General features: G+C 64.5%; 22 protein-coding genes. 6 read left to right on the top strand and 16 right to left on the bottom strand.

Features of this window, described 5'->3' with window-relative positions:
• Positions 1-99 precede the first annotated feature (99 nt).
• Positions 100-516 (top strand): helix-turn-helix domain-containing protein, encoded by a 417-nt coding sequence (locus tag AB7C87_RS11505; protein WP_369729607.1) that lies wholly within the window; start codon positions 100-102, stop codon positions 514-516.
• Here the strand turns inward: AB7C87_RS11505 and AB7C87_RS11500 are convergent.
• The 7 genes from AB7C87_RS11500 to AB7C87_RS11470 all read right to left on the bottom strand — a co-directional run bounded on the left by AB7C87_RS11500 (position 513) and on the right by AB7C87_RS11470 (position 6138).
• Positions 513-1229: an urease accessory protein UreF gene (locus tag AB7C87_RS11500; RefSeq protein WP_369729606.1), complete on the bottom strand. Its 717-nt coding sequence runs from the start codon at positions 1227-1229 to the stop codon at positions 513-515. The two genes, AB7C87_RS11505 and AB7C87_RS11500, sit on opposite strands and share 4 nt — an antisense overlap.
• Complete coding sequence (gene ureE, locus AB7C87_RS11495) at positions 1219-1878, bottom strand: urease accessory protein UreE (protein ID WP_369729605.1); 660 nt, start codon at positions 1876-1878, stop codon at positions 1219-1221. The genes AB7C87_RS11500 and ureE overlap by 11 nt, the downstream gene beginning before the upstream one ends.
• The gene (locus AB7C87_RS11490; RefSeq protein ID WP_369729604.1) at positions 1878-2861 is read right to left on the bottom strand and encodes an urease accessory protein UreD; all 984 of its coding nucleotides are present in this window, start codon (positions 2859-2861) and stop codon (positions 1878-1880) included. The genes ureE and AB7C87_RS11490 overlap by 1 nt, the downstream gene beginning before the upstream one ends.
• Positions 2858-3478: an urease accessory protein UreG gene (ureG, locus tag AB7C87_RS11485; protein ID WP_369729603.1), complete on the bottom strand. Its 621-nt coding sequence runs from the start codon at positions 3476-3478 to the stop codon at positions 2858-2860. Before ureG ends, AB7C87_RS11490 begins: the two co-directional genes overlap by 4 nt.
• Positions 3478-3900 carry an urease subunit gamma gene (locus AB7C87_RS11480; RefSeq protein WP_369729602.1) on the bottom strand — a complete coding sequence of 141 codons (423 nt, stop codon included), beginning with the start codon at positions 3898-3900 and terminating at the stop codon, positions 3478-3480. Before AB7C87_RS11480 ends, ureG begins: the two co-directional genes overlap by 1 nt.
• Before the next feature lie 148 nt (positions 3901-4048).
• Positions 4049-5755, bottom strand: coding sequence for an urease subunit alpha (gene ureC / locus AB7C87_RS11475; protein ID WP_369729601.1), 1707 nt, complete (start codon positions 5753-5755; stop codon positions 4049-4051).
• A complete protein-coding gene (locus tag AB7C87_RS11470; RefSeq protein ID WP_369729600.1) occupies positions 5752-6138 on the bottom strand; it encodes an urease subunit beta in 387 nt (128 codons plus the stop codon). The genes ureC and AB7C87_RS11470 overlap by 4 nt, the downstream gene beginning before the upstream one ends.
• Positions 6139-6472: 334 nt before the next feature.
• Here AB7C87_RS11470 and AB7C87_RS11465 point away from each other — a divergent pair, with 334 nt between their 5' ends.
• The 3 genes from AB7C87_RS11465 to AB7C87_RS11455 all read left to right on the top strand — a co-directional run bounded on the left by AB7C87_RS11465 (position 6473) and on the right by AB7C87_RS11455 (position 11319).
• Complete coding sequence (locus AB7C87_RS11465; RefSeq protein WP_369729599.1) at positions 6473-7525, top strand: AbrB/MazE/SpoVT family DNA-binding domain-containing protein; 1053 nt, start codon at positions 6473-6475, stop codon at positions 7523-7525.
• 634 nt (positions 7526-8159) lie between these two features.
• Positions 8160-9272 carry an agmatinase family protein gene (locus AB7C87_RS11460; protein WP_369729598.1) on the top strand — a complete coding sequence of 371 codons (1113 nt, stop codon included), beginning with the start codon at positions 8160-8162 and terminating at the stop codon, positions 9270-9272.
• A gap of 250 nt (positions 9273-9522) precedes the next feature.
• On the top strand, positions 9523-11319 hold the full coding sequence (locus tag AB7C87_RS11455; protein ID WP_369729597.1) for an ABC transporter substrate-binding protein: 1797 nt from the start codon (positions 9523-9525) through the stop codon (positions 11317-11319).
• A gap of 99 nt (positions 11320-11418) precedes the next feature.
• Here AB7C87_RS11455 and AB7C87_RS11450 read toward each other — a convergent pair whose 3' ends face one another.
• The 9 genes from AB7C87_RS11450 to AB7C87_RS11410 all read right to left on the bottom strand — a co-directional run bounded on the left by AB7C87_RS11450 (position 11419) and on the right by AB7C87_RS11410 (position 22614).
• Positions 11419-12741 carry an ABC transporter ATP-binding protein gene (locus tag AB7C87_RS11450; protein ID WP_369729596.1) on the bottom strand — a complete coding sequence of 441 codons (1323 nt, stop codon included), beginning with the start codon at positions 12739-12741 and terminating at the stop codon, positions 11419-11421.
• On the bottom strand, positions 12738-14033 hold the full coding sequence (locus tag AB7C87_RS11445) for an ABC transporter ATP-binding protein (protein ID WP_369729595.1): 1296 nt from the start codon (positions 14031-14033) through the stop codon (positions 12738-12740). The genes AB7C87_RS11450 and AB7C87_RS11445 overlap by 4 nt, the downstream gene beginning before the upstream one ends.
• Positions 14030-15706: an ABC transporter permease gene (locus tag AB7C87_RS11440; RefSeq protein WP_369729594.1), complete on the bottom strand. Its 1677-nt coding sequence runs from the start codon at positions 15704-15706 to the stop codon at positions 14030-14032. Before AB7C87_RS11440 ends, AB7C87_RS11445 begins: the two co-directional genes overlap by 4 nt.
• 2 nt (positions 15707-15708) lie before the next feature.
• Positions 15709-16728 carry an ABC transporter permease gene (locus tag AB7C87_RS11435; protein WP_369729593.1) on the bottom strand — a complete coding sequence of 340 codons (1020 nt, stop codon included), beginning with the start codon at positions 16726-16728 and terminating at the stop codon, positions 15709-15711.
• A 291-nt stretch (positions 16729-17019) separates the two neighbouring features.
• Positions 17020-18528 carry a high affinity choline transporter 1 gene (locus tag AB7C87_RS11430; RefSeq protein ID WP_369729592.1) on the bottom strand — a complete coding sequence of 503 codons (1509 nt, stop codon included), beginning with the start codon at positions 18526-18528 and terminating at the stop codon, positions 17020-17022.
• Positions 18529-18890: 362 nt separating this feature from the next.
• The gene (locus AB7C87_RS11425; RefSeq protein WP_369729591.1) at positions 18891-19874 is read right to left on the bottom strand and encodes a metal ABC transporter permease; all 984 of its coding nucleotides are present in this window, start codon (positions 19872-19874) and stop codon (positions 18891-18893) included.
• A 3-nt stretch (positions 19875-19877) separates the two neighbouring features.
• Positions 19878-21413 (bottom strand): metal ABC transporter solute-binding protein, Zn/Mn family, encoded by a 1536-nt coding sequence (locus tag AB7C87_RS11420; protein WP_369729590.1) that lies wholly within the window; start codon positions 21411-21413, stop codon positions 19878-19880.
• Positions 21414-21649: 236 nt separating this feature from the next.
• The gene (locus AB7C87_RS11415) at positions 21650-22189 is read right to left on the bottom strand and encodes a CBS domain-containing protein (RefSeq protein ID WP_369729589.1); all 540 of its coding nucleotides are present in this window, start codon (positions 22187-22189) and stop codon (positions 21650-21652) included.
• Positions 22190-22263: 74 nt separating this feature from the next.
• Positions 22264-22614, bottom strand: a complete 351-nt coding sequence (locus AB7C87_RS11410) for a DUF555 domain-containing protein (protein ID WP_369729588.1) — start codon at positions 22612-22614, stop codon at positions 22264-22266.
• Positions 22615-22921: 307 nt separating this feature from the next.
• Between AB7C87_RS11410 and AB7C87_RS11405 the strand changes: the two genes are divergently transcribed.
• Together AB7C87_RS11405 and psmB are read left to right on the top strand one after the other, a co-directional pair.
• Positions 22922-23095, top strand: coding sequence for a hypothetical protein (locus tag AB7C87_RS11405; RefSeq protein WP_369729587.1), 174 nt, complete (start codon positions 22922-22924; stop codon positions 23093-23095).
• 134 nt (positions 23096-23229) lie between these two features.
• A complete protein-coding gene (gene psmB / locus AB7C87_RS11400) occupies positions 23230-23961 on the top strand; it encodes an archaeal proteasome endopeptidase complex subunit beta (protein ID WP_369729586.1) in 732 nt (243 codons plus the stop codon).
• The last annotated feature ends 61 nt before the right edge of the window (positions 23962-24022 follow it).

The following is a 24022-nucleotide window of genomic DNA, read 5'->3' as shown; positions in this document are numbered from 1 at the left end:
TCCGATAGCTGTCGGTGTTCATCGATTTGCCGTCCGGTTTACTCTGGAGTGATTTACCCTGGGGTAAACTACTTGGTGTTCTACTCCGTAGGTGACCGTATGAGTACCAGTCTGGGCGCGGACGACGGAAGAGGGACGCGCGAACTCGTCCACTTCGTCACCCAGGAGACCCGGTTTTCGCTGATCGCCAACGTGGTCCAACACCCCGACGGACTGCCGTCGATGTACGAACTCGAGCAACTGAACCCGAGCGTCAGCGAGGCGACGGTGTACAAACACGTCCAGAAGCTCATCGAGGTCGGCATTCTCGAGGAGGTTTCGTTGGCCGAAGACGAGCGCCAGCAGGGCTATCCCTGGAAGTTCTACCGGCTGACCGACGGGGGTCGGGAGTTTCTCGACGACCACAACCTGTTGGCCGCCGAAGAGACGCTCAAACTGATCTACGAGTCGATTTCCGATAAATCCGAAAAGATGGTCAGATACGAGAGCGCACCTCGACCCGACGTCGACGCTTAACTCATAAACAGCCGCCGACCCGCGCGTTCGTGGCGCATTCCCATGATCTCCGCGAGCGGCGCGAACGACGCCATCGCGGTGACGTCGTCTTCGACGTGTCGGCGACAGATCTCGACGATAACGGGCTCGAGGTCGGCCAGGACGCGCTGAATCTCGGTGTGACCAAAGCGCCCGAGTCGTTGTGCGGCCCCGAGCAGACCGGTGACGAACGAGTGGGCGTGAGACAGGCAGGTCTCGAGTTGTGCCAGTCCGCGCCCCTCGGCGGCGACGCCGAAGACGACGGGATAGTGACCCGGCGTGTCGCCGACGTCGACCGCGTCGGCGAACGCGTCTAAGACACCACGGTCACGACGAGCGTCCGCGGACGCCTCGCCACCCGCGAGCAGTTCACAGAGTTTTGCGCCCGCTTTGGTCGAACTCTCGCGGAACTCGCGGGGCATCGTCACCGCGTGAAGGCGTTCGTCGACCGCGAGGAGTCGATCGAGGTCGCCCGCCGAACTCGCGGCGTGGGCGTTCGCGAGTGCGACGGTCTCGCAGGGGCCCACGACGCGGCGGAGATAGGCCCCGAGCAGTGCCCGAAGGTCGTCTCCGTCGCCGATTCGATCCTCGTTGAGGTACTGCTCGAGGCCGTATGACGCGGTGTAGCCCCCGACTGGTAAAAACGAGTCCGAGAGGCGAAGTGCGGTCAGGAACGCGCCGGGCTCAGTGGTCATGATCGTGGTGGTCGTGGCCGTTCTCGTAAGTCGTGTGTTCGTGATCGTGCTCGTGGTGCCCGTGTTCGTGATCGTCGTCTTCGTGGCCGTGTTCGTGAGCGTCGTCTTCGTGGCTGTGGCCGGGATCCGCTCCGCTCGCGTGTCCGCGTCCATGCCCATCTCCTGTGTCGGTCACGAACAGGTCGGCATCGACGGTCGTCTCTCGAACCTCGGAGCCGGGAATCACGTCGGCGACGACGCGTTCGACGATGTGGCGGTCGGCCGCGAGCGGGACGTAGACGGTCCCGTCGTCGACGGCCAGATCCCAGTGTTGGTTCCCGACGCGGTGGCCGAGTTCGACCGCCGCCGCGAGCGCCTCGGCACTCGCCTCGGGGAGTGAGACGGCCAGCACCTCGCGGGGTTCGAACGCGATGAGGATCATCCGGTCGTCCTCGACGAGCAAGACGTCGCCGGCGGACACCGCCGGCTTGTCGAGGACAACGCCGACGTCGGTTCCCGCGTCGGTGCTCGCCCGGAATCGCGACCGTCTGCGGTCGTCCGGATCGATGACGACCCGCTCTACCGTTCCGCGATCCTCGTGGTCGTCCCGACGCGCCGCGAGGTCGTCGTCGGCGTGGACGTTGCCGACGATTTCGTCGATTCGCTTCATCAGTATCGCCGGTCGGCAGGTGCGCCGACCCCCAGCGTCGCCCGTCTCGTTTCGTCCCACGCCGCACGGAGCGTCTCGCTCACGTCGGCCTCTCTGTGGCCGAGGATTCGGAGGATTGCCCCGGCGTCGTACGGGAGCGTCGAGACGGCCGCCTCGACGGCCGATCGGTTCGAGACGCAGTCGTGGACCGCCGCGACTAGCTTCTCGAGATCGGGTGCCTCGACACCACCAACGTGTGATTCTCCGGCCGATTCGGATTCGTTCCCCGGCGTGAAGACGTACAGCGAGCCGACGACGCCGAACTCGCCGACGCTCGCCGGATCCCGCGGGTCGCGTTCGTCCGGTCGGAGGTCGACCGCATCGGCACACACCAGCCCTCCGTCGAACGTCGCCTCGACGCGGGCGTGGTAGTGATCGAACCCGAACGGTTGGTGATCGCTCAACCCGCCCGGGACGAGTACGTCCCCGACGACGACGACCGACCGCTCGGCGAGGGCGATTTCGACCGTCTGCAGACAGCGTGCGTCTTCGTTGACGATCGTCGGGCCGGGCAGGTACTCGAGGTAACTCCCTGTCCCGGCTCGTATTCGGGCGTCGAGGTGAGCGTAGTTCCCGCGCATGCTGTGTACCTTCGTCGCACTTTGTATTGTCACGTGCGCGCGCGAGCCAGGACGAGCGTCGAGGACCATCCGGTGGCGGTCACCCTGGGCGACGCCACCCGTCGGCTCCTGGGCGACGAGCGTCGCCACTCCCGGTGCGGGATCGGTCTCGAGGGCCCCGGTCAGGTGGTAGGGCACCTCGACGCGGTCGTGGATCAGCCTGGTCGGTCCGTCGCCCTCGCGGGCGAACGTCGCCTCGAGCAGGCCGTTCTTTCCGGGGCCGCCGGCGGGTGCCTGGGCGAGTCGTTCCTCGCCGTAGGAGTCGAACGCCGGGGGGATCGTCACCGCGTCTATCCCGAATTCGCCCGTTTTGGCCCCGCTCACGCGAACAACACCTCCCGTTCGACGTGCTCGAGCACCGCGTGGACGCCCTCGCCGTCCTTACAGTTGGTGAAGACGAACGGCTCCTCGCCGCGGACGTCGGCCGCGTCGGATTCGATCACCTCGAGGTCGGCGTCGACGTACGGCGCGAGGTCGGTCTTGTTGACGACCAGCAGGTCGGCCTGGGTGACGCCGGGGCCGCGCTTGCGGGGGATGTCTTCGCCCTCGGCGACCGAGATGACGAACAGGAAGTAGTCGGCGAGTTCGGGGTTGAACGTCGCCGCGAGGTTGTCCCCGCCGCTTTCGACGATGACGACGTCCAGGTCGGGGTGGCGCTCGGTGAACTCGTCGATCGCGGCGAGGTTCATCGACGGATCCTCCCGAATGCCCGTATGCGGACAGGCACCCGTCTCGACGCCCGCGACGAGATCCTCGGGGACGAGATCGGCGAACGATTCGCGGAAGACGTCGGCGTCCTCCTGGGTCATGATGTCGTTAGCGATGACGCCCACTTCGTACTCGCGGTCGACGAGTTCGGGCACGAGCCGCCGGACGAGCGCGGTCTTGCCCGAACCGACCGGGCCGCCGATGCCGACTTTGGCGACGTCTCGGTAGCCCATCAGTCTCCCCCCGTCGTCTGCGGATCGTCCTGGTTCGCTTTGGCCTCTCCCGGTGGCGCCTCGAGATCGTTACCGGGACCTGGATCGACGGCCTCGAGTTGTTCGCGGCTGTCCGCCCGGATCGGGTCGTGGATCGTCACGAGTTTGGTGCCGTCGGGGAAGACGGGTTCGACCTGGACCATACCGATCATCTCGGGGACGCCATCCATGACGTCCTCTCGGGTGAGCAACTGCGTTGCCTCTGATCGAATCTGCGAGACGGATTTTCCCTCTCGGGCGGCCTCGCAGGCCCAGTCTGCGACGTACGCGACCGTCTCGGGGTGGTTGAGCTTCACGCCGCGTTCCTTGCGTCGGCGGGCGAGTTCGGCGGCCATGAACACCGTCAGGCGCTCCATCTCCTTCGGCGAGAGGTTCATTCCCATCGGCTCACCTCCGTCGCGCGTGGGGTGTACCCCGAGTTTGGTATCGCCCCGTTCGAGTCCGGTGTCGTCTCACTCGAGGCCGGCGTCGGTCGTCTCGTCGTTGCTGTCACGATCGTCGATTTCGGTGTCGTGTCTTTCGTATCCATATTCAGAGTAGGTATCGCTGTGCGAGTGGGATCTCGTCGGCAGGGTCACAGGTGACGTGTTCGCCGTCGACCTCGACTTCGAACGTCTGTGCGTCGATCTCGATCTCGTCCGGACAGTGGTCGTTGTGGACCATGTCGGACTTGCCGACCTCGCGTGTGTCACGGACGGGTCGGACGGGAGTTTTCAGATCGTAGGCGTCGCCGACGCCGTTCTGGAAAGCGGCGTCGCTGACGAACGTCACGGAGAGCCCGTGTTTCGCCCGACCCTGTGCCCCGGCGCGTTCGCGCCCGATAACCGGCTCGCAGGTCATCAGCGAGCCGTTTGCCTCTCCCATCTGCGACCAGACCGGGAAGCCACCCTTGATGACCGCCTCCGGCTTGACCCCGAAGAAGGCGGGATCCCACAGCACGATGTCGGCGAGTTTCCCCGGCTCGAGCGAGCCGACGTAGTCGTCGATCCCGGACGTGATCGCCGGGTTGATCGTGTACTTCGCGACGTAGCGTGCGATCCGGGCGTTGTCCGCACCCGTCTCCTCGTCGTCGGGGAGTGGCCCGCGCTGAGCCTTCATCTTGTGGGCGGTCTGCCAGGTCCGGCTGATGACCTCCGCCATTCGGCCCATCGCCTGGGAATCGGAGGTCATCATGCTAATCGCGCCGGTGTCGTGGAGGACGTCCTCGGCGGCGATGGTCTCCGCGCGGATGCGGGATTCGGCGAAGGCGACGTCCTCGGGAACGTCCGGATTGAGGTGGTGACAGACCATCACCATATCGAGGTGCTCGTCGAACGTGTTCACCGTATAGGGCATCGAGGGGTTGGTCGACGACGGCAACATGTGCTCGTCGCCGATGAGTTCGAGGACGTCCGGCGCGTGACCGCCGCCCGCCCCCTCGATGTGGAACGTGTGGATCGTCCGGCCGTCGATCGCATCGAACGTGTGTTCGACGAACCCCGACTCGTTTAACGTGTCCGTGTGGATACAGACCTGGACGTCTTCTTCGTCTGCCACCTCGAGGCAGGTGTCGATCGCCGCCGGCGTCGAGCCCCAGTCCTCGTGGAGCTTCATGCCGCAGACGCCGGCCTCGATCTGCTCGTAAAGCGCCTCGGGCTTACTGCTGTTGCCCTTGCCGTAGAAGCCGACGTTGATCGGCCACTCCTCGGCCGCCTGGAGCAAGCGCTTGACGTTTGCCGGACCGGGCGTACAGGTGGTCGCGCCGCCGCCGAAGCCGCCGCCGAGCATCGTCGTCACGCCCGATCCGAGGGCGTGGTCGACGAGTTGCGGGCTGTTGAAGTGGACGTGGATGTCGAGCGCACCGGGGGTCGCGATCAGTCCGTCCGCGGGAATCGTATCGGTGCTCGGCCCGATCACCAGATCGACGCCGTCCATCGTATCGGGGTTGCCGGCTTTCCCGACGCCGACGATTTCGCCGTCCCGGACGCCGATGTCGCCCTTGCGGACGCCCAGGACGGGGTCGATCACGACGACGTTCGTAAACGCCCAGTCGAGTGCGCCCTCGGCCTGGGTCACTCCCGACTGCATCCCCATGCCGTCGCGCATCGTCTTCCCGCCGCCGAAGACAGCTTCCTCGCCGGGAACGGTGTGATCCGCTTCGACTCTCGCGAGCAGGTTCGTATCGCCCAGTCGGACGCGATCACCCTCGGTCACGCCGAACAGGTCCGTATACTCGCGCCGAGGGAGTTCACGGCTCATCGCTCACCCTCCGTCAGATAGCCGTGCTCTCGAGCGCGCTTCATCGCGTCCCGTTTCGCGTCCTCGGCATCCAGCGGCCCGTCGACTAGCCCAGCCATTCCGCGAACGATCCGGTCGCCGCCGATGTCGACGAGCATCACGTCACGTTCACACCCCGGCTCGAACCGAACTGCGGTTCCCGCGGGAACGTTCAGACGCGTACCGTACGTAGCCTCGCGGTCGAACTCGAGGTCGGGATTGACCTCGAAGAAGTGAAAGTGTGATCCGACCTGAACCGGCCGATCGCCGGTGTTCTCGACGGTGACTGACCTCGTCGACCGCCCCTCGTTGATCCGTATCGGATCGTCCTCGATGAGGAGTTCGCCCGGCACGAACTCGCTCATACGTCGACCACTCCGGAAACTCGTCCGGAGACAATGAATGACGGATATCGCATTACGTGGTAAAATGGGAGACAAACGCCCTAAATACGCGCATGGGCAACAATATTTGCCCAGTCAAAGTCGATTTCAACTCAAACACGCAAGAGAACCACACATTCTCCATGTGAATTGTAGAATGGGATATAAGGATCGTACGTTTCCGTCGTTTTCAGCCGAAACGATCGGATTGTCCCAACCAGTGAAGATAAATAGTCCCCACCCAAGCCCCGAACGTATGGTTACGAGTCACACGCCCGGCCGATTCGGACGGTCGACTCCCCGGCGGTGATCGTTCGTGGGAGCCGACGACATCCGAATGAAACGAAAGATCCAGCAACTCGGGTCGTCGACGCTGGCAGTGACGCTTCCGGCCGAGTGGGCCCGCGAACACGACGCCCGGAAGGGCGACGAGGTGATCGTCCAGCGCGACGAGAGCGGCGGATCACTCCTGATCGTCCCCGATTCGTCATCCAGCGGAACCGAGACGGCGACGATCGACGCCGATCCGCTCGAGCCGGGGGCTCTCGAGCGAGCGATTCTCGCCCAGTACGTGCTGGGACGACAACTCATCCGTATCGACGGCGAGACTCCGCTGTCGACGGACGTGCTCGATTCGGTCACGTCGATCGAACGGCAGTTGATGGGCCTCGGCGTCGTCGAACAGGGCACGGACCACGTCGACGTTCGGTGTTCGGTCGCGCCGGGTGACTTCGAGCTTCCGACCCTGCTCGAACGACTCTGGCGGACCGAGGCGACGATGCGCGAACACGCGATCGAGGCGTTGACGACGGGCGACCCCGACGGTGCCCAGCGGACGATCCACCACGAACGCCAGATCGAGAAGCTATTTTACCTGTTCTTGCGGCTGTTGTTTACGACGTATCGCAACCCACGGCTGAACGAATCCGTCGGCCTCGAGACGGGATTCCCGCTGATCGGCTACCGATCGATCGCCCAGGACGTCGTCCTGATGGCCGGTGTCGCCCGCCGGATCGCCGGGATGGTTACAGAGGCAGGCGGGACGATCGAACTCGAGGAGACCGCCGCGACGCGGTTTCGAACCACGGCGGACACACTCGAGACGGCGGCGGCCGAGACGCGAACCGCCGTGACCGATCCCACCCACGAGACGGTCGGCCGCGCTCGCGAGTCGCTCGACGCACACTTCGACTCGGTCGAGCAGACCCAACGATACCTCGAGACGGAGCGACCCGAGCCGTTGCTCGTTCTCCAGCGGAGTCTCACGGCACTGCACTCGAGTGGGACCCACGCGACCGACAGTCTGGACGTCGCATCGCACTTCGCGTTTCGATCGGAGCCGACGGTCGAAGGGAGTGACAGCCTGTAAGCGTTCGATTCTATCGGGCGTTGATCGTCTGATACGGTTTACTGTCGGTCAGTTCCGGTGAGACCGCGACCCGAGCGACGGTCTCACCGGTAAATCGCACAGTAATCCGTATACCGGACTGTTCTCGACTGGCACCACCAGCCCTCCGAGCCGTGTGGTTCGTCAGACCGTCAGAATAACGGATCCTCTGGCGTCTGTTTTCGCGCGGCCCGACGAATTTGGCCCCGGACGTTCGCTCGGTACCCAACTGCAGGCGAACTCGAGCGACTACGGCGACCGTGATCGCCAGACTGACACCAGGATCGAGTCGTCGATAGTAGCCACTGAACGTCATTGCAGACCCGCTTACGATGGTCGGGCGGGAGACCGGTCCGTTGTCCGGTCTCCGGGCGTTTTCTGTGAGCGGTGTGTAACTCGTTTCAGTTGGTAGGATAGCGTGCGGACGGTCGAAGGGATGTACTAGGTGATACTAGGAGTACATGCCTCCACGAACCGTTTGCCTCCCCTCGCCTCATCGGGGATGTCGTAGTACACATTCGAAGGAACGCTTTTAGATACGGTTTCGAATGTCTACTCGTTCGGTTGAAGAAGACACGTTCGGGCAGATCCGAGCGAAGACCGACAGCAAACGACAATGACTGAGGACTCATCTGGACGCGAGATGTACGGCGAAGCGTACGACGAAGCGAACGAACCCATCTTCGCGGGGATTCCATCGTTCCTGAAGCTCCCGACGGTCGACCGCGATGCGGTCGCCGAGGCGGGTGCGGACGTCGCGATCCTCGGAGCCCCCCTCGATACGGCGACGACGATCCGACCGGGGACGCGGTACGGCCCTCGAGCGGTCCGTGCTGCGTCGACGGTTCCCTCGCCACCCTACCAGCACTTCAACATCGAGACGGGCGTCGACCCGTTCGACACCTTCAAAGTCGTCGACACGGGCGATGCGACGATCTCCCCGGGTGACACGAAAGCGAGCCAGGACAACATCGAGGACGCGGTTCGTGAGATCGCCCAACAGGAGGCGACCCCGATCGTTATCGGCGGCGATCACTCGATCTCTTATCCCGACATCAAGGGATGGGCTGAGGGTAACGGCTACGACGATATCGGCCTGATCCACTTCGACTGTCACGCAGACACCGGCGACGACGGCCTCTGTGGCTTCGAGTACGACCACGGCGCGTGGGTCAAACGGGTCCACGACAGCGATCTGATGGCCGGCGAGAACTACACCCTCATCGGACCGCGTGGCTTCTGGCCGGGCCCGGAGACCTACGAGGAGATGCGCGAGGCCGACATGAAGTGGTACACCGCGACCGAGGTCGCCCAGTACGACCTCACCGACATCGTCGCCGACGCCGTCCGCCGCGCGACCGACGGCACCGACGCCGTCTGGCTCTCCTTCGACGTCGACGTCATGGAACCAGCCTACTGTCCGGGCACCGGCGAGCCCGAACCAGGGGGCCTCGTTCCCCGCGAAGCCATCGCGATGGTGCGCGAGACGGTCAAGCGGCTCGATCCTGACCGCTTCGGCTTCGACGTCGTCGAGGTCGCCCCCCAGTACGACGCCAGCGACACCAACTCCTACAACGGCGGCATCACCTCCGGCTTCGCCAACCGGCTGATCCTCGAGGTGATGGGAAGCATGGCGCTCGCAACACAGGGTCGATCCGAGGGGTCGCCGATCAAACCCAAGGAACCGCTCGGCCCGAAAACCGACCTCGAGACGCCCGCTGACGACTGATACGGATCGTCGTCGAATTTAACCGGCGATCGCCGACTCCATCCGAGCGATCACCGGTAACGAACGACAACGATCCGTATGATCGGACAGTCCAGTGATCGGACGACTGCCTTCCCGTTTGCAGGATGGAGCCAATAGATGCTGGACAAAATTTATCGCTCCCTGGTAATTCTCGGCGCTGTAGTTGTCGAGACGACACGTTCTCGCCCGTTCGGATACATATTAAGGGCTGGAATTATTCGTGTTGTGCATGGCACGACAGTACGGACGACGGACGTTTCTCGCGGCATCCGGGGTGGCGGCGACGACGGTTGTCGCCGGCTGTTCCGACGAGGATCCCGTCGGTTCCGATCAGACGGACACAGGAGACGACGGGGACGTCGACGCCGGCGACCAGCAGCTACAGATGATGCAGATCGCCCAGCAGACGCTCGATCCGATCGGCATCAACGGCGCCGGCTCCGCACGGTCGAACTGGCAGACTCACGAACAACTGTTTACGTACGCCGACGGAACGCCGCCGGCCGAGCCCCAACTCGCCGAGGACTACGAGATATCCGACGACAACCTGACGTACACGTTCTCCCTGAAAGAGGGCGTGAGCTTCCACGACGGAAGCGAGATGACTGCCGACGACGTCGTCTACTCGTGGCGGCGACTCGCCGAGTCCGAGAACAATCGCGGCCACGCCGACGTCATCGTCGGCGGTACCATGTCGATCGAACACGAGGTCGACGACGACGACGACCTCGTCCCGGACTCGCTCGCACTGGAAGCCGTCGACGACTACACGGTCGAGATGACCCTCGAGTCGCCGTTCCACGGGACGCTCGGAACGCTCGCTGATCCGCGATTTTCCATCATCCCCGAGGGTATCGTCGGCGATATCGAGGGGTACGACGGCGAGATGGACTACGGGGAGTACGCTGACGGAAATATTCCCGGAACCGGCCCGTTCGAGTTTACCGAGTGGGATCGGGGCAACGAGATCGTCGTCGAGCGGTTCGACGACTACCACGGCGAGGTGGCGGACATCGAAGGGATCCGCTGGCAGATCATCGAGGACCCGAACGCGGAGTACAACCGGGCGATGAACCGCAACGCCGACCTCTTCGAGCTTCCCCGGTCGCAGTTCGATCCGAGCCTCCTCGAGGTCGAGGAGGAACTCGACGGCGACCGCCGACTCGGGAGCTACGGCCCGGTGTCGAACGACGAGACGCTCAACTACGGAGAGGCGACGCTGTTGCGCACGCAGTATCTGCTCCTCAACACGCTCGAGGTCGAGAAGCCGGCGCGACAGGCGATCGCGTACCTCATCAACCAGGAGGATATCGCCGACCGGGCGGTCCGCGGCCAGGGGACACCCGCCTACTTCATCACGCCACCGTCCGCGTTCCCTGGCGGGCCGGAGGCTTATCACGACCACGCTGAATCGGCGTACCCCTACGGCTACGGCACGTCCGATATCGACGCGGCGAGACAGGTGATGGAAGAGGCCGGCTACGGCCCGGACGACGCGTACGAGACGTCGATCCAGCACCCCTCGGATTCGCAGGCCTCCGAGTGGGGCGAGATCGCCGGCGAACTCCGCGACCGCGCGGAGAGTGCACACATAGACATCAGCATCGAGGAAGCGCCGTCGACGACGCTGACGAACCGCGCAATCGAAGGCGACATCGAGGTCTTCGGGACCTGGAACGCCCTCGAGTGGCCGGAAGCCGACGCGGTGCTCCAGTACGCCTACCCGACGGAGTTCACCTGGACCCGCTGGGGCCAGGGCGACGATGGGATGAGCGACGCCGCACAGGCCGCACTGGATGCGTGGGAACGGTACGAGGACCACCGAACCCCATCCGAGGAGAACCAGGCGGTCCGGAACGAGACGTACCTCACGCTCGAGGAGATGAACTGGGAGGACGTGACCATGCTGCCGCTGTATCACCCGATCAAGGAACACTACTGGTACGACCGGGTCGAGGGATACGAGATCAACGGCTCGCAGTACAGCCACTCGTTCAACGACATTTCGCTGAGCGACCGGTCGTAGACCCGCCGATCGGCCGATCGTCGACCCACAGAGCGCGACGAATCGTCGGAACCTGAGCGTGGGGATCGTTTTGCGGCGCTCGAGATGCTCGGCCTCCGATCACTCGGCGAGGTCGAGAGTTTCGTACTCCTCGAGATGGCGGTGACAACGGCTCTCCGTCTCGCCAGCGACACAGACCGGTGGCGACTCGGCCTCGCAGACGCTCCCGAATCGGTCGTCGAGTAACTCGCGAGCGCCCCTCGAGTCGCCGGCTTCGACGCGGTCGACCGCGTTCCAGACCGTTTCGTTCACCTCGCTTGGAACGTCGTGGTCGTCGAACAGCGCCGCGGCCACGTCTCCGATCGGCGTAAACCGGGTGTCGAACCCGAGACGGGACTTCAGACGCTCGACGATCGTCACGGTCGCGTGCTCGCGCTCTCGGACGACGCTCCGGAACTCGTCGACGCGTTCCCAGGTCTCATCGCCGAGATCGAGCTCGTCGGGACGAATTCTGAACGGACACCTGGTCGAGAACACGCAGCCCTCGGGGGGGTGACGCGGGTTCGGCGGCGTTCCCCGGAGCGTGATCCGTTCGGGGTCGGCGGTGGGATCGGGTTCGGGGATCGCCGAGAGCAACGCTCGAGTGTACGGATTCTCGGGGGAGTCGAACAGCGCGTCGGTCGGCCCACACTCCATCACCTTTCCGAGGTACATGACGGCGACGCGGTCGCAGATGTGTCGAACGACACTGAGGTCGTGTGCAATAAGCAGATAGGTGAGCCCGAACTCCTCCTGGAGGTCCGAAAGCAGGTTGAGGATTTTCGCCTGGACGCTCACGTCGAGTGCCGACACCGGTTCGTCGAGGACGATGAACTCCGGTTCCAGCGCGAGCGCTCGCGCGATTCCAACCCGCTGGCGCTGTCCGCCGCTGAACTGGTGGGGATACCGGTAGTAGTGTTCCTCCTCGAGCCCGACCGTCTCGAGCAACTCGAGGACCCGTTCGCGACGCGTCGCCGGATCGAGACGGTCGTGGACGTCGAGCGGTTCGCGGACGATCTCGCCGACGGTCATACGCTCGTTGATACTCGAGGTGGGATCCTGGTAGACGATCTGGGCGTTTCGTCGCCACGCCTGTCGCTCCCGGCGGTCAAACGCCGTTACGTCCTCACCATCGAACGTGACGGTGCCCGCCGTTACGTCCTCGAGCTGGAGAATGCTCCGCGCGAGCGTCGTCTTCCCGCAGCCGCTCTCGCCGACGACGCCCAGGGTTTCGCCGCGCCCGATCTCGAGGGAGACGCCGTCGACAGCCTTCACCGGGTCGCCGCCGAACAGACGGTCGCTCTCGTAGTACGTCCGGAGGCCGTCGACCTCGACGAGCGGGTCCGAGTCGGCGCCCGTCTCCGGGGCCGCGTCGGTCGTCGCTCGAAGCCCGCCGTCGGTCATCGCGACTCCTCCTCGTTGGCCGACATTCGGTGGACGTCGCGGCGCTCCTCGGGGGAGAGCGTTTCGGGATAGAGCAGACACGAAACGCAGTGATCGACCGAGCCGTCGTCCGTCGATGCCCCCTCACAGCCGCCGGAAACGGCCGTCTCGACCGCTTCGGACTCGACGGGGACGGACGCCGGATGCCGGTTCCAGCAGGCGTCGAACGCCTCCGGACACCGCGGTGCGTACCGGCACTCCGCCGGCGGTTCCGTCGGCGTCGGCACGCTCCCATCGATGGTCGGAAGTCGTCCGCCGGGCGACGTGTGCCCCGGAATGCTCTCGAGGAGGCCGCAAGTGTAGGGATGTTTCGGATCCTCGAACAGGGCCTCGACCGGCGCTCGCTCGAGCACCTCGCCGGCGTACATGACGGTGACGGCGTCCGCGATTCGGGCGATGACGCCCATGTCGTGCGTGATGAAGACGATCGAGAGGTCCCGTTCGCGCTGGAGGCGCTCTAACAGTTCGACGATCTGTGCCTGGATGGTGACGTCCAAGGCGGTCGTCGGCTCGTCGCAGACGAGCACGGTGGGATCACACGCGAGCGCCAGCGCGATCACCGCACGCTGTTTCATCCCGCCGCTGAACTGGTGTGGGTACTCCTTCAGCCGCCGCCGCGGGTCCGGAATGCCGACGCTCTCGAGGAGGTCAGCGGCGACGTCGGTCGCTTCGCTCCCGCGAAGGCTCCGGTGGGTCGCGAGCAACTCTCGAATCTGGTTGCCGACGGTGTAGACGGGGTTGAGGCTCGTCATCGCGTTCTGGGAGACCATCGCGATCTCGCTCCCGCGGACGGATCGGACGACCGCCGGCGGCGCGCTCACGAGGTCGACCCAGCCACGACTCGCCTCGCGGCGCGTCCCGCCATCTCCGTCCGCCGAGCGTGGGCCCACCGACTCGTCGACGACGACGAAACAGTCCTCTTCGCCCGTCCCGTTTCGCATCGCATCCTCGAGTGGGCACACCGATTCGGGGTACTCGCGTGCGATCCGTTCGACGAACGCGGGGTCGTGATACCTGATTTCGCCGTCGGGATGTACCCGCCCGGCTTCGTCGACCAAGCCGAGGATCGATCGGGCGGTGACGCTCTTTCCGCTTCCGGACTCACCGACGATCCCGAGCGTCCCCGTTCGCTCGAGGGCGAACGAGACGCCGTCGACCGCGCGTACGGTTTCCTTGTCGGTGTGAAACGTCACCCGGACGTCCCGAAGCGAGAGGATCGGGTCTGCCGGCGATGTCGACGAATCGTCGCTCATGCGCCACCTCCGCGGGCGCTGGTTTCGGCGTCGGCGGTCGTGCCACCGTCGCTTTTGGGGTCGACGGCGTCGCGAAGCGAGTCGCCGAGCGCGTTAAAGCCCATGACGACGAGCGTGACCATCACGCCCGGAATGAACGAGATGTGCCACGACGTCGTCGCGACGTACTCGCGACCCATGTCGACCGCCCGCCCCCACTCCGGGGTCGGCGCCGTGATCCCGAGTCCCAGAAACGAGAGCCCGGCGATGGCGAGGATGACGCCGCCGAGAACCATCGAGCAGTAGATCAGCAGGTAACCGACGAGGTAGGGGAGCATGTGCAGTTGCATGGTTTTGTGCGACGATTGGCCGTAGCTGCGCGCGGCGTCGACCCACTCCTCTTCTGCGATCTGGAGCATCGGGCCGCGAAACGCCCGCCACAGGTACGGCCAGCCCGTGGCGGCGAGGACGACGGCGAGCAACACGCCGCCGTCGTACAGCCCGCCCAGCCAGGTATCGGCCAGTAAGACGGTACAGAGGATGAGCAAGAGGAGTCGCGGAATTCCCATGATCGTGTCGCCGGTGACGACGAGAACGAGGTCGGCGAGGCCGCGGTAGTACGCCGAGATCAGCGAGAAGACGGTCGCAAGCACCGCGCTGAGTCCCACGCTGAGCAGACCGACCGCCAGCGAGACCCGGGCGCCGTGAGCGAGGAACGTAAACAGGTCCTTCCCGTCGGTCAGGGTCCCGAACGGGTGAAACCGATCGTACTCGTCGTAGCTCATCGGCCCGACGTTCTCCGCCTCGTAACCGACGGAACGGGAGTCGAGATTGGCGTCGCCGACCAGTATCGTTTCGACGCCCCCCGTCGACTCGTCGTAGTACTCGATCGAGTGCGAAAACGGCTCGTAGAGGTTCTGGTCCGCCGGTGCCGGCCCGAGCGAGTGAGCGAACACCGACAGTGTCAGGAAGACGAATACGACGCCCATTCCGAACTGGCCCCACCGGTGATACCGCAACCGACGGATCACGTCGTCTCGCGGCGTCCACTCCGCTCGCCGGTAGCAACGCCGGAACCAACGATAGCCGACGCCCGCCCAGACGACCCACGTCGCCGCGAACACGAAGACGACGCACGCGCGAAGCGCCCACGCGATCGCGGGCGAGAGCCCGAGGAACGTTCCGTGCCACGTCCCGTCGGGGGTTCGATAGCCCTCGTTCGGGATCGTCTCCCGACCGGTCAGCGTCGGCATCGTGGCGACGTGCTCGAGGAGCGGTCGGACGAGACCGCCGCCCGCGCGGACGACGTCGGCCGCGCCGAGCAAGACGGCCACGGCACCGATCGTTCCGATACCGGTCGCCACGAGCGTCGCGTCGATCGCCCGGTGTGCCCTGGCCGATCCGGGGGGCTCGAGTTCCGTCGTCGGCGTCCGCGGAAGACGCGGAGCGAGCCAGGTGCCGAGCGCGAACACGAAGATTGCGACCGTCCCGAGAACGACCGCCGCACCCGCTCCGCCCTCGGTGACGGCGCTCGCGATCGATCCGCCGACTTCGACCGCGGCGGCGCTCGCCTCGAGGGCGGCGCGTGCGATCGAACCGGCTTCGACGGCGAGCAGGCCGGCGGCGCCGAGGAGCCAGACCGCGGCCGGCCGGGGGTCGTCTCGAACGCGTTGGGTGAGCGGTCGCGGATCCATGGTTACTGGCCCTCGTATCCGACGCGGGGGTCGATCAGCACGTACAGCAGGTCCTGGACGATGTTTATCGCGACGACGGCGAGAATGAACACGAAGACGAGGGCGGTGACGAGCGGGAGATCACCGTTCAACGCCGCCTGGAAGAACAGCCAGCCGATCCCCTGAATGCCGAAGATAACTTCGATGATGACCGCACCACCGATGAGCAAGAACGCCTCGTTCGTGATCGTCGGTACGAGCGGAACGAGCGCGTTACGCAGGACGTGTTTCCAGACGAGTGAGCGCTCGGTGACGCCGTTTGCTTTGGCCGCCTCGACGTAGTCGGAGTTGATCGTCTCGAGGACGGCCGTACGACCGATGCGTAACTCGCTTCCCATCGACGCCGAGCCGAGAACGATCGCTGGCGGGAGGATCTGTTTCGTCGCCACGGCGAATCCCGAGGGAGAGGTGAGATTCGAGAGATCGGGCGTCCCGGTGACGGACGTCTCGACGAGCCAGCCCGTCCAGTCGAAGCCGATCAGCGACTCGGATTGGGAGAGCAACGCCAGCAGGACGACGCCGAGCCAGAAGTTCGGCATCGCCCGCCAGACGATCCCGAACGCGGAGACGACGTAGTCGATCCGGCTGTTCGCGTTGAGACCCGCGTAGACGCCGAGGGGAATGCCGACGAATATCGGGATGAGGACCGCCCAGAACGCGAGCCAGGCGGTTCTCGGTCCGTAGATGAACAACAGATCGACCGTGCTCGTACCGGGAGCGAGCACCCACGACTGCCCGAGGTCGAGCGTGAGGAGATTCATCATGTACTCGACGTAGTGCGTCGCGACGGGCTGGGTGAGGCCCAGTTGCTCTCGAACTTGCTCGTACTCGGCTCGAGAGGCTTCCGTTGCCGCCTCACCGACGATCGCGGCCGCCGGGTCGATGGGACCGAACCGGAAGATGACGAACGTGAGCGTGCCGCCCAGAACGACGACCGGAATCGTCAACAGCAGTCGCCGGGCGAAGTACTGCCACCGGCTCATCGACGCCCCACCACCCGGCTACCGAGTTCCGCCGATATGGCGAATGCGATCGTGAGAAGTCCGGTAAAGACGTGTTGTCCGCCCCACGCTCGCTCCTGTATCACTTCCTGTAGCTTCCGAATCCACCCCTATATGCGTTCGGAAACTCTCAAAGCGAATCCCGTCTTAGGCGTCCACCTCCGGAACGGGCGTTCCGGGCCCAGGATGCGACGGTTCTCGGGTCGTTCCGAGGTCGAACGCAGAGCACGAACGATCTGTCTCGGGGAGAGCCGATGTCGTGTCTCGTCGGTGTTAGTCATCGTCGGTGACTGTCGTGTACGCGGTCGGACTCGGCTCCGGCGCGTCGGTTTCGTGAGTGATCTGTGCGACGGTGACGAAGACGATCAACGCGAGACCCAGACAGAGGAACGTCGGGTAGCCGTCGAACGCCGGCGTGAACACGTCGTTGGGGACGTAGAGCAACGTGTTCTCGAGACCGTAGGTTTCGGGCATCAGGACGAACAGCCCGATCCGGCTGACGGCACCGGTGACGATGGCGGCGATGGCGGCCGGGGCGTTTGCCTTCGACCAGTACATTCCCAGCACGTAGGGGACGACCACGCCGGCGAGGCTGATGTCGAACGCGAGGACGAGCAACAGACCGGTTTCGGGAAGCCTGATCGCGAAGAACGCGCCGATGACGGCGATCGGGACGGCGATAATGCGGGTGAACAACAGGAGGCGATCCATCTCGGTCGCTTCGTACTGCGTCTCCTCGACGCGGATGCCGGCGATGTTGCGGGCGATCACCGAGGAGGTCGCGAGCACGGCGCCGTCGCCGGTCGACAGCGACGCACCGATGATGCCGGCGAGGACCAGGATGGCGAGGCTCGTCGGAACGACGTCCTGCATGAGCGCGTAGAGGACCGGGACGCCGTCCGCCTGAACGCCGGCCTGTACGAGGATCTCCGGGGCCGAGAGGGCGACGATCGAAAACGGGAGTCCGATGACGAGCGTCCCTACGGCCGCGGCGAAACACGCCCGCTGGGCTGTTTCGGGTGACTCGGCGGCGAGAACCCGCTCGTTGAAATCGAGTGCGACGAGGTTGCCGAACGCGAGCGCGACGATCTGCGCCCAGTTGATCATCGCACCCGCTTCGGGATCGGTCAGCTGTTCGGTCGCGCCGGGGCCCATCCCGTCCGGGATGGTGATTCCGTAGTTGATCGCGATCCATGCGAGCAACGCGATCGAACCGACCAGCGCGACGCTCGCCTGGATGATGTCGGTGTAGGCGACCGCGAACAGCCCCCCGGTGAGCGTATAGAGGAGGATGATGACGCCCAAGATTGCGATGCCAGTTACGTAGGACGTGCCGAGGAACGTCTCGAAGAGAAAGCCGCCCGCGACGAGGTTTCCCGCGAGAAGGATCGTGAAGCTGAGGCAGGTAACGATCGAGCCGAATATCTCGACCGGTCGGTTGTACCGACGCCGGAAGAAGTCGGGAAGCGTCATCAGGTTCATCCGGTTGAGCGGCTTCGCGAAGAACAACCCACAGATGATCAGACAGGCCGCCAGCCCGACGGGTAACGCGGCTCCCGCCCAGAACCCGAAGTCCGCCGCCAGATCGGTGTTCCCGAGCGTCGCGTTCGCGTCGAGTGACTGTGCCATCAGCGTCGCGGCCACGATCGGAAGGATGAGGCCGCGACCAGCGACGATGTAGTTCTCGCTTTGACCCTCCACCCGCCGGGCCATGTAGAGACCGATCGCGATACAGACCGCCAGAAACGCGCCGACGCCGGCGATGATCAGCGTCCCCGACATTCGATCACCCCACTCACTCGAGACCGATCCGGAGCAGTGTCGGATCCATCTATTCCGTTACTCCCGTTTCGAACGCTCGAGGCCGACCGCTCGAGGCGTGCGGTTCCGCCGACCGAACCGACCCATCCCAGGTGTTGGATCGGGCTGTCTACTGACATAGCACTGTAGAAATATTCACTATTGAAAAGATTTTCCGAGGTATTGTTTAGGGTGTTCGGCCGTATAGAAGACAAACATGGGTGAGACAAACGATTACGAACCGTTCGTACCGTACATGCGCATATTACTCGAGTGAATTGCCTAGAAGGGGCTAGAAGACTGGTGGTTCGTCGCCCATGTCTCGGCGAAAAACGACAGATCGGTCAGTGACCGACCGCAACGTGGTCGCCTCGATCCGTTCGGACGACCGCGGCGAGGTAGATTCCGATCGCGATCACGACGATGGTCGCGCCGGGGCGAAGTGAGAACGTCCACGAGAGGCCGATCCCGGCGAGGACGGAGAGCTCTCCGACGACGATCGCGGTGTAAAGCGTCTCGCGAAAGCTCCCCGCGATCAGGGACGCACACGCGACGGGGACGACGAGCATCGCGGCCACGAGGATGACGCCCAGAATCTGCATCGCGCCGACGATCACGAGTGCCGTGAGGACGATCATCAGGCTGTTGTAGGCCGATACCGGCGTTCTGGCGACTCGAGCGGCGCGTTCGTCGAAGGTGATGAAGAGAAACTGCTTGTACGAGAGCGCGACGACGGCGACGACGAGGAGGCTGAGGGCGGCCATCAGGAAGACGCTTCGCTCGTCGGTGATCGAGATGTTGCCGAACAGGTAGCTGTTGATGTCGACGAACGCGAAACCGCCGCCGACGTCGATGAACAGGGTTCCGAGCGCGAAGCTTCCGGTGAGCACGATCGCGATCGGCACGTCACCGTAGGACCCGGTCCTGTCGGCGAGCGTCTGGACGCCGAGGGCGCCCACGACCGCGGCGCCGAGTGCGACGAGCAACAGTCGAGCGTCCCATCCCGAAGCCGCAAACAGCAGGGTTCCGAACGCGACGCCGGCGAACGCCGTGTGTGCCAGCGTCTCGCCGATCAGCGACATCTCCCGGTGGACGAGGAAGACCCCGATGAGAGGGCCGACGATACCGACGAAGACGCCGACGGTGATCGTGTTCCACATGAATCGGTAACACGCCATCTCGGTGCCGAGCGCACGGCCGGCCGAACAGCCCGCGTCGAAGAATCGATCGGGCATCACGCCGAAGGCGATCGGGAAGAAAACGACGAGAACCGCACCTCCGATCACGCCGAGCAGTGCCCGAACGGCGAGTGCGAGCGATCGTCGCATCGGCTACCGGGCACCGAGCGCTTTCCGGAACGCGGGAAGGTTGATCTCCGCCATCTGGCCGACGTAGTCGCCGTAGCCCTCCTCGTCCCACGCTTCGACGACGCTTTCGGCCGGCGACACCATCTCGGTGCCGACGACGGTGTCGGCTTCCGCCGCGATCGTCTCCGCCAGGTCCGGACCGTCGAAATAGTCCCAGAGGACGTACTCGAGGCCGCGTTCCTCGGCGAACTCGACGGCGGCGGCGATCTCGGAGCCGCTTGGCTCGTCGTCCGGCGAGAGCCCCACCGGCGTGTGTATCTCGAAGCCGTAGCGCTCGCCGAGATACTGGAACGAGTCGTGTCCCGCCAGCAGAACGTGGTCGTGTTCCCGATCCGAGAGCGCGTCGTCGTACCGTTCGGCGAGTGCCTCGAGTTCCTCGATGTAGCCGGCGGCGTTGCCCGCGTAGACGGACTCTCGATCGGGGTCGATTTCGATTAGACGGTCGCGAATGGTCCTGACTCCCTGCTGTGCCAGGACCGGATCGGAGAAGAACTTCGCGTCGTACTCGCCGTGTGAGTGGTCGTGGCCGCTCTCTCCATGGGAGTGGCTGTGGCCGCTTTCGTCGCCGTGTGAGTGGTCGTGATCTCTTTCGCCGCCGTGTGGCTGGGAGTGGTCGCTATCGTCCGCACCGTCGTCGTTACCGCGTTCACCGTCGCCGACGCGAACGCCCAGTTCGGGAGATTCCCAGACGACCTCGCCGTCGGCGAATAACTGGACGACGAGGCTCGCGGTCCCCTCGCGTTCGCCCCGAACGTGGACGTGGTCGCCGCCACCGTCGATCGCGGCGACCGCATCGCCGTCGGTGATCCGCGCATCGATCGAGTACGATTCCGCGGAGGGATCGATGGTCTCGCCATCTTCGTCTTCTACGATCGACTCGAGGGTTCGCGAGTCGCCGACCGCGATCTCGAGCGGACCGCCGTGCCAGTGATCGGCGTGGGCGTCGGCGACGCGTTCGCCCGATTCGGAGTCGATCAGGTCGATCGCGTGAATCGATCGACCGTCGGCCTCCTCCCCGGCGCGTTCGTGATCGTCGTCGTGAGAGTGGGTGTGACCGTGATCGTCGTCTCCGTGATCGTGCGTGTGACCGTGAGAATGATCGTCGTACTCGAGGAGATCGATCCCGGCGGCCGCGTCGACGAGTGCCACGTTCTCGGGGTGGTCGACGTCGACCCGTTCGACGGCGTCGTCGACCCAGGTTTGGAAGCCCTCGACGCCGAGGTAGACGAAGACGTCCGACTCGACGACGGTCGGGAGGACGTCGATCGACGGCTGCCACTCGTGGCCGTGTTGACCCGACGGAACGGCGTTGTCCACTTCGAAGGTGTCGCCGACGACCGCGCGGGTGAACTCGGAGAGCGTAAAAAACGAGGCGTACGCTCGCCGATTGTCGGATGGATTGGACTCCCCAGATCGGCCGACTTCTCCGAGACAGCCGGCGAGGACGCTCGCCGACGCCGCGCCACCGCCGATCAAGAACGTCCGCCGAGACCGTTTCATGGCTCACCTCTCACGGGGGGACGGTAATATGTGCTGTGGATTGGACCAAATACTGCGCACACGAATCTCCGTCTTCGGAACACGTCCGATCACATTCGTCCGGTGTGTGGGATCGAATCGAACATTGTAGTCCAGGTACGTTGGAGATTTAAAGATAGTACTCGAGAGTCCGAAGAGTCGGACTGGTACCACGGTCCAATCGCATCGAACGGCCGACGTGTCGGCTCGTGACCGCGTTAGGAGAGGCGGCTCGCGACGTCTGCTTCGGTGATGATCCCCACCGTATCGCCGGCTTCCGTGATCATCACCGCTTTGTAGTGTTCTAGCAGGTTGCCGATCTCGTCGAGCGTCGCGTCTTTCGACACGGTCGGAAAGCTCTCGCTCATGTGCTCTTCGGTCGGTTCGTCTCGAGCGCCGGAGTCGACGTGGACCAGATCGCTCTGACTGATCGAGCCGACGGGAATCCCGTCCTGGATCACCGCGAGCTGGGAGTAGGCCTCCGATTCCATCTTCTGAGCGGCTTCGCTTACGGGATCGTCGGGGGAGACGCTGACGACGGCTTCGTTCATCAGATCCTCGGCCCGAACGACGTCGCTTTCGGCCTTCTCTAAGGCGTTGACGATTCGCCGAAGCGTCGAGAGCCGAGGGTCGACGTCACCGCCTTCGATACGCGCGATCAGGGGTTGAGAGACGTCGGCCTTGTCCGCCAGTTCGCTCTGGGTGAGTCCGAGGTCGGTCCGACGCTGGCGCAGATCCGCGGGTGTCGGCAGTTCCATACTCACACATAACCACGGGTTATAGAAAGTGTTTTGGGTGCCCTGCGGTCCCGGCGCGACTCCAGGCGGCGTGACTACTCGTCGGGAACCTCGATAATTTCGATAACCGAGAGTGGGACGTCGCGCAACGCACCACCCACTTCGCTCTTTGCGATCCTCGAGGCGTGTTCTTCCCCGTCGGCGTTGAACACTTCCATCTCGAGTGCGAGCCCGACGAGGGCGGTCTCGGCCGCGACGAACGCCGAATCGAACGGCTCCCCGCAGGCGGGACAGCCCGTAGCGCCGACCTCGACCTCGACGTACTCCATTCCCTCGCTGTTCAATCGTTTGCCCGCCTCGCTTACGGCGACGCCGATCGCGTCGTCAATCGCCTCGACGTCACGAACGAGCCACGCGGCTTCCATCGCGACGAGATAGTTGCCCATACGTCCCCGATGGTCCCGGGGGTTTCCTGCTTTGCGGTTCGACTTTTCGCTCCTCGAGTGCTCTCACCGAGCGCGCGCTTCGGTGCGCACGTGAGTCGAATAATGGCGATAAGTTACGAGAATTGTGCCAGTCGATTCCCACCTGCTTAGTCCGATCCCTGCTCGAGTACGCCTCGAGTGGTCCTCGATGAAACCACAGTTGAATCGCACGACGGCGTCGACCCGATCGATGATCAACAACCATTATAATTCTCCCAATTCAAGAAAGCTTATATACTCCCTGCGTCTGAGCCACGGCTGAACGCTGATGATATCCCGCGTGTACCGCGCGACGCTGTTCGCACTGTACCAGCTGTGCATTGTGATCGGAATCGTCGCAATGCCACTCGCAATCGCCGCCCGCCAGGCCGGGTTCACCCTGCCCATCCACCGTCTGCTCTCGAACGTCGAGCAGGCGTACGAGACCGCCCAACCCCGATGACGTAACCACGCTCACTCCCCCTCGTCGATCCGAATAGCCCCAACCGGACGACCGGCCATCGGTCACCGCCCGAAGCGGAAACGACGGAGGTGAACGCCGCTCTTTTATACCGTGCCGGTCGTAAAGGTCTGTCAATGCGAACACCGACTCACGACTCGGAGTTTTCCCGAACGGTCGATCAACTGGCCAGCGATCCGAATCCATACGAGCCGGAGGTCGGCTCCCTGCCGCGTAACAACGTTACGCGCGCTGACCTGGACAACGTGAACAAGACGGGAACGACGACCATCGGGATCACGACGGCCGACGGCGTCGTCATCGCGACGGACATGCGCGCGAGCCTCGGCGGACGGTTCGTCTCGAACAAGAACGTCCAGAAAGTCGAACAGATCCACCCCACCGCCGCGCTCACGATGGTCGGAAGCGTCGGCGGCGCCCAGTCGTTCATCTCGACCCTGCGCGCGGAAGTCAACCTCTTCGAAGCGCGACGCGGCGAGGACATGAGCATCGACTCCCTCGCGACGCTCGCCGGGAACTTCGCCCGCGGCGGGCCGTTCTTCGCGATCCACCCGATCCTCGGCGGGGTCGACGACGAGGGCAGCCACGTCTACAGCATCGACCCGGCCGGCGGCGTCATGGAAGACGATTACACCGTCACCGGAAGCGGAATGCAACTCGCCTACGGCCACCTGGAACAGGCCTACGAGGACGACCTCTCGAACGACGAGGCGACGACGATCGCCGCCCGCGGCATCAAGTCCGCCGCCGAGCGCGACACCGGCTCGGGCAACGGCGTCTTCCTCTGTGAGATCACCGACGAAGGTGTCGACATCCACGGCCACCACGACTTCGACGACGTAATCTAACGGGGACGGCCCCTCGCCCGACGGATCGACGATCCGTTTTTCCGTTCTCCACCATCGCGAG

Origin of the sequence: Natrarchaeobius versutus (assembly GCF_041205745.1) — an archaeon.
GTDB classification, from domain to species: Archaea; Halobacteriota; Halobacteria; order Halobacteriales; family Natrialbaceae; genus Natrarchaeobius; species Natrarchaeobius versutus.
This window is presented reverse-complemented; position numbering and strand designations above follow the sequence as displayed.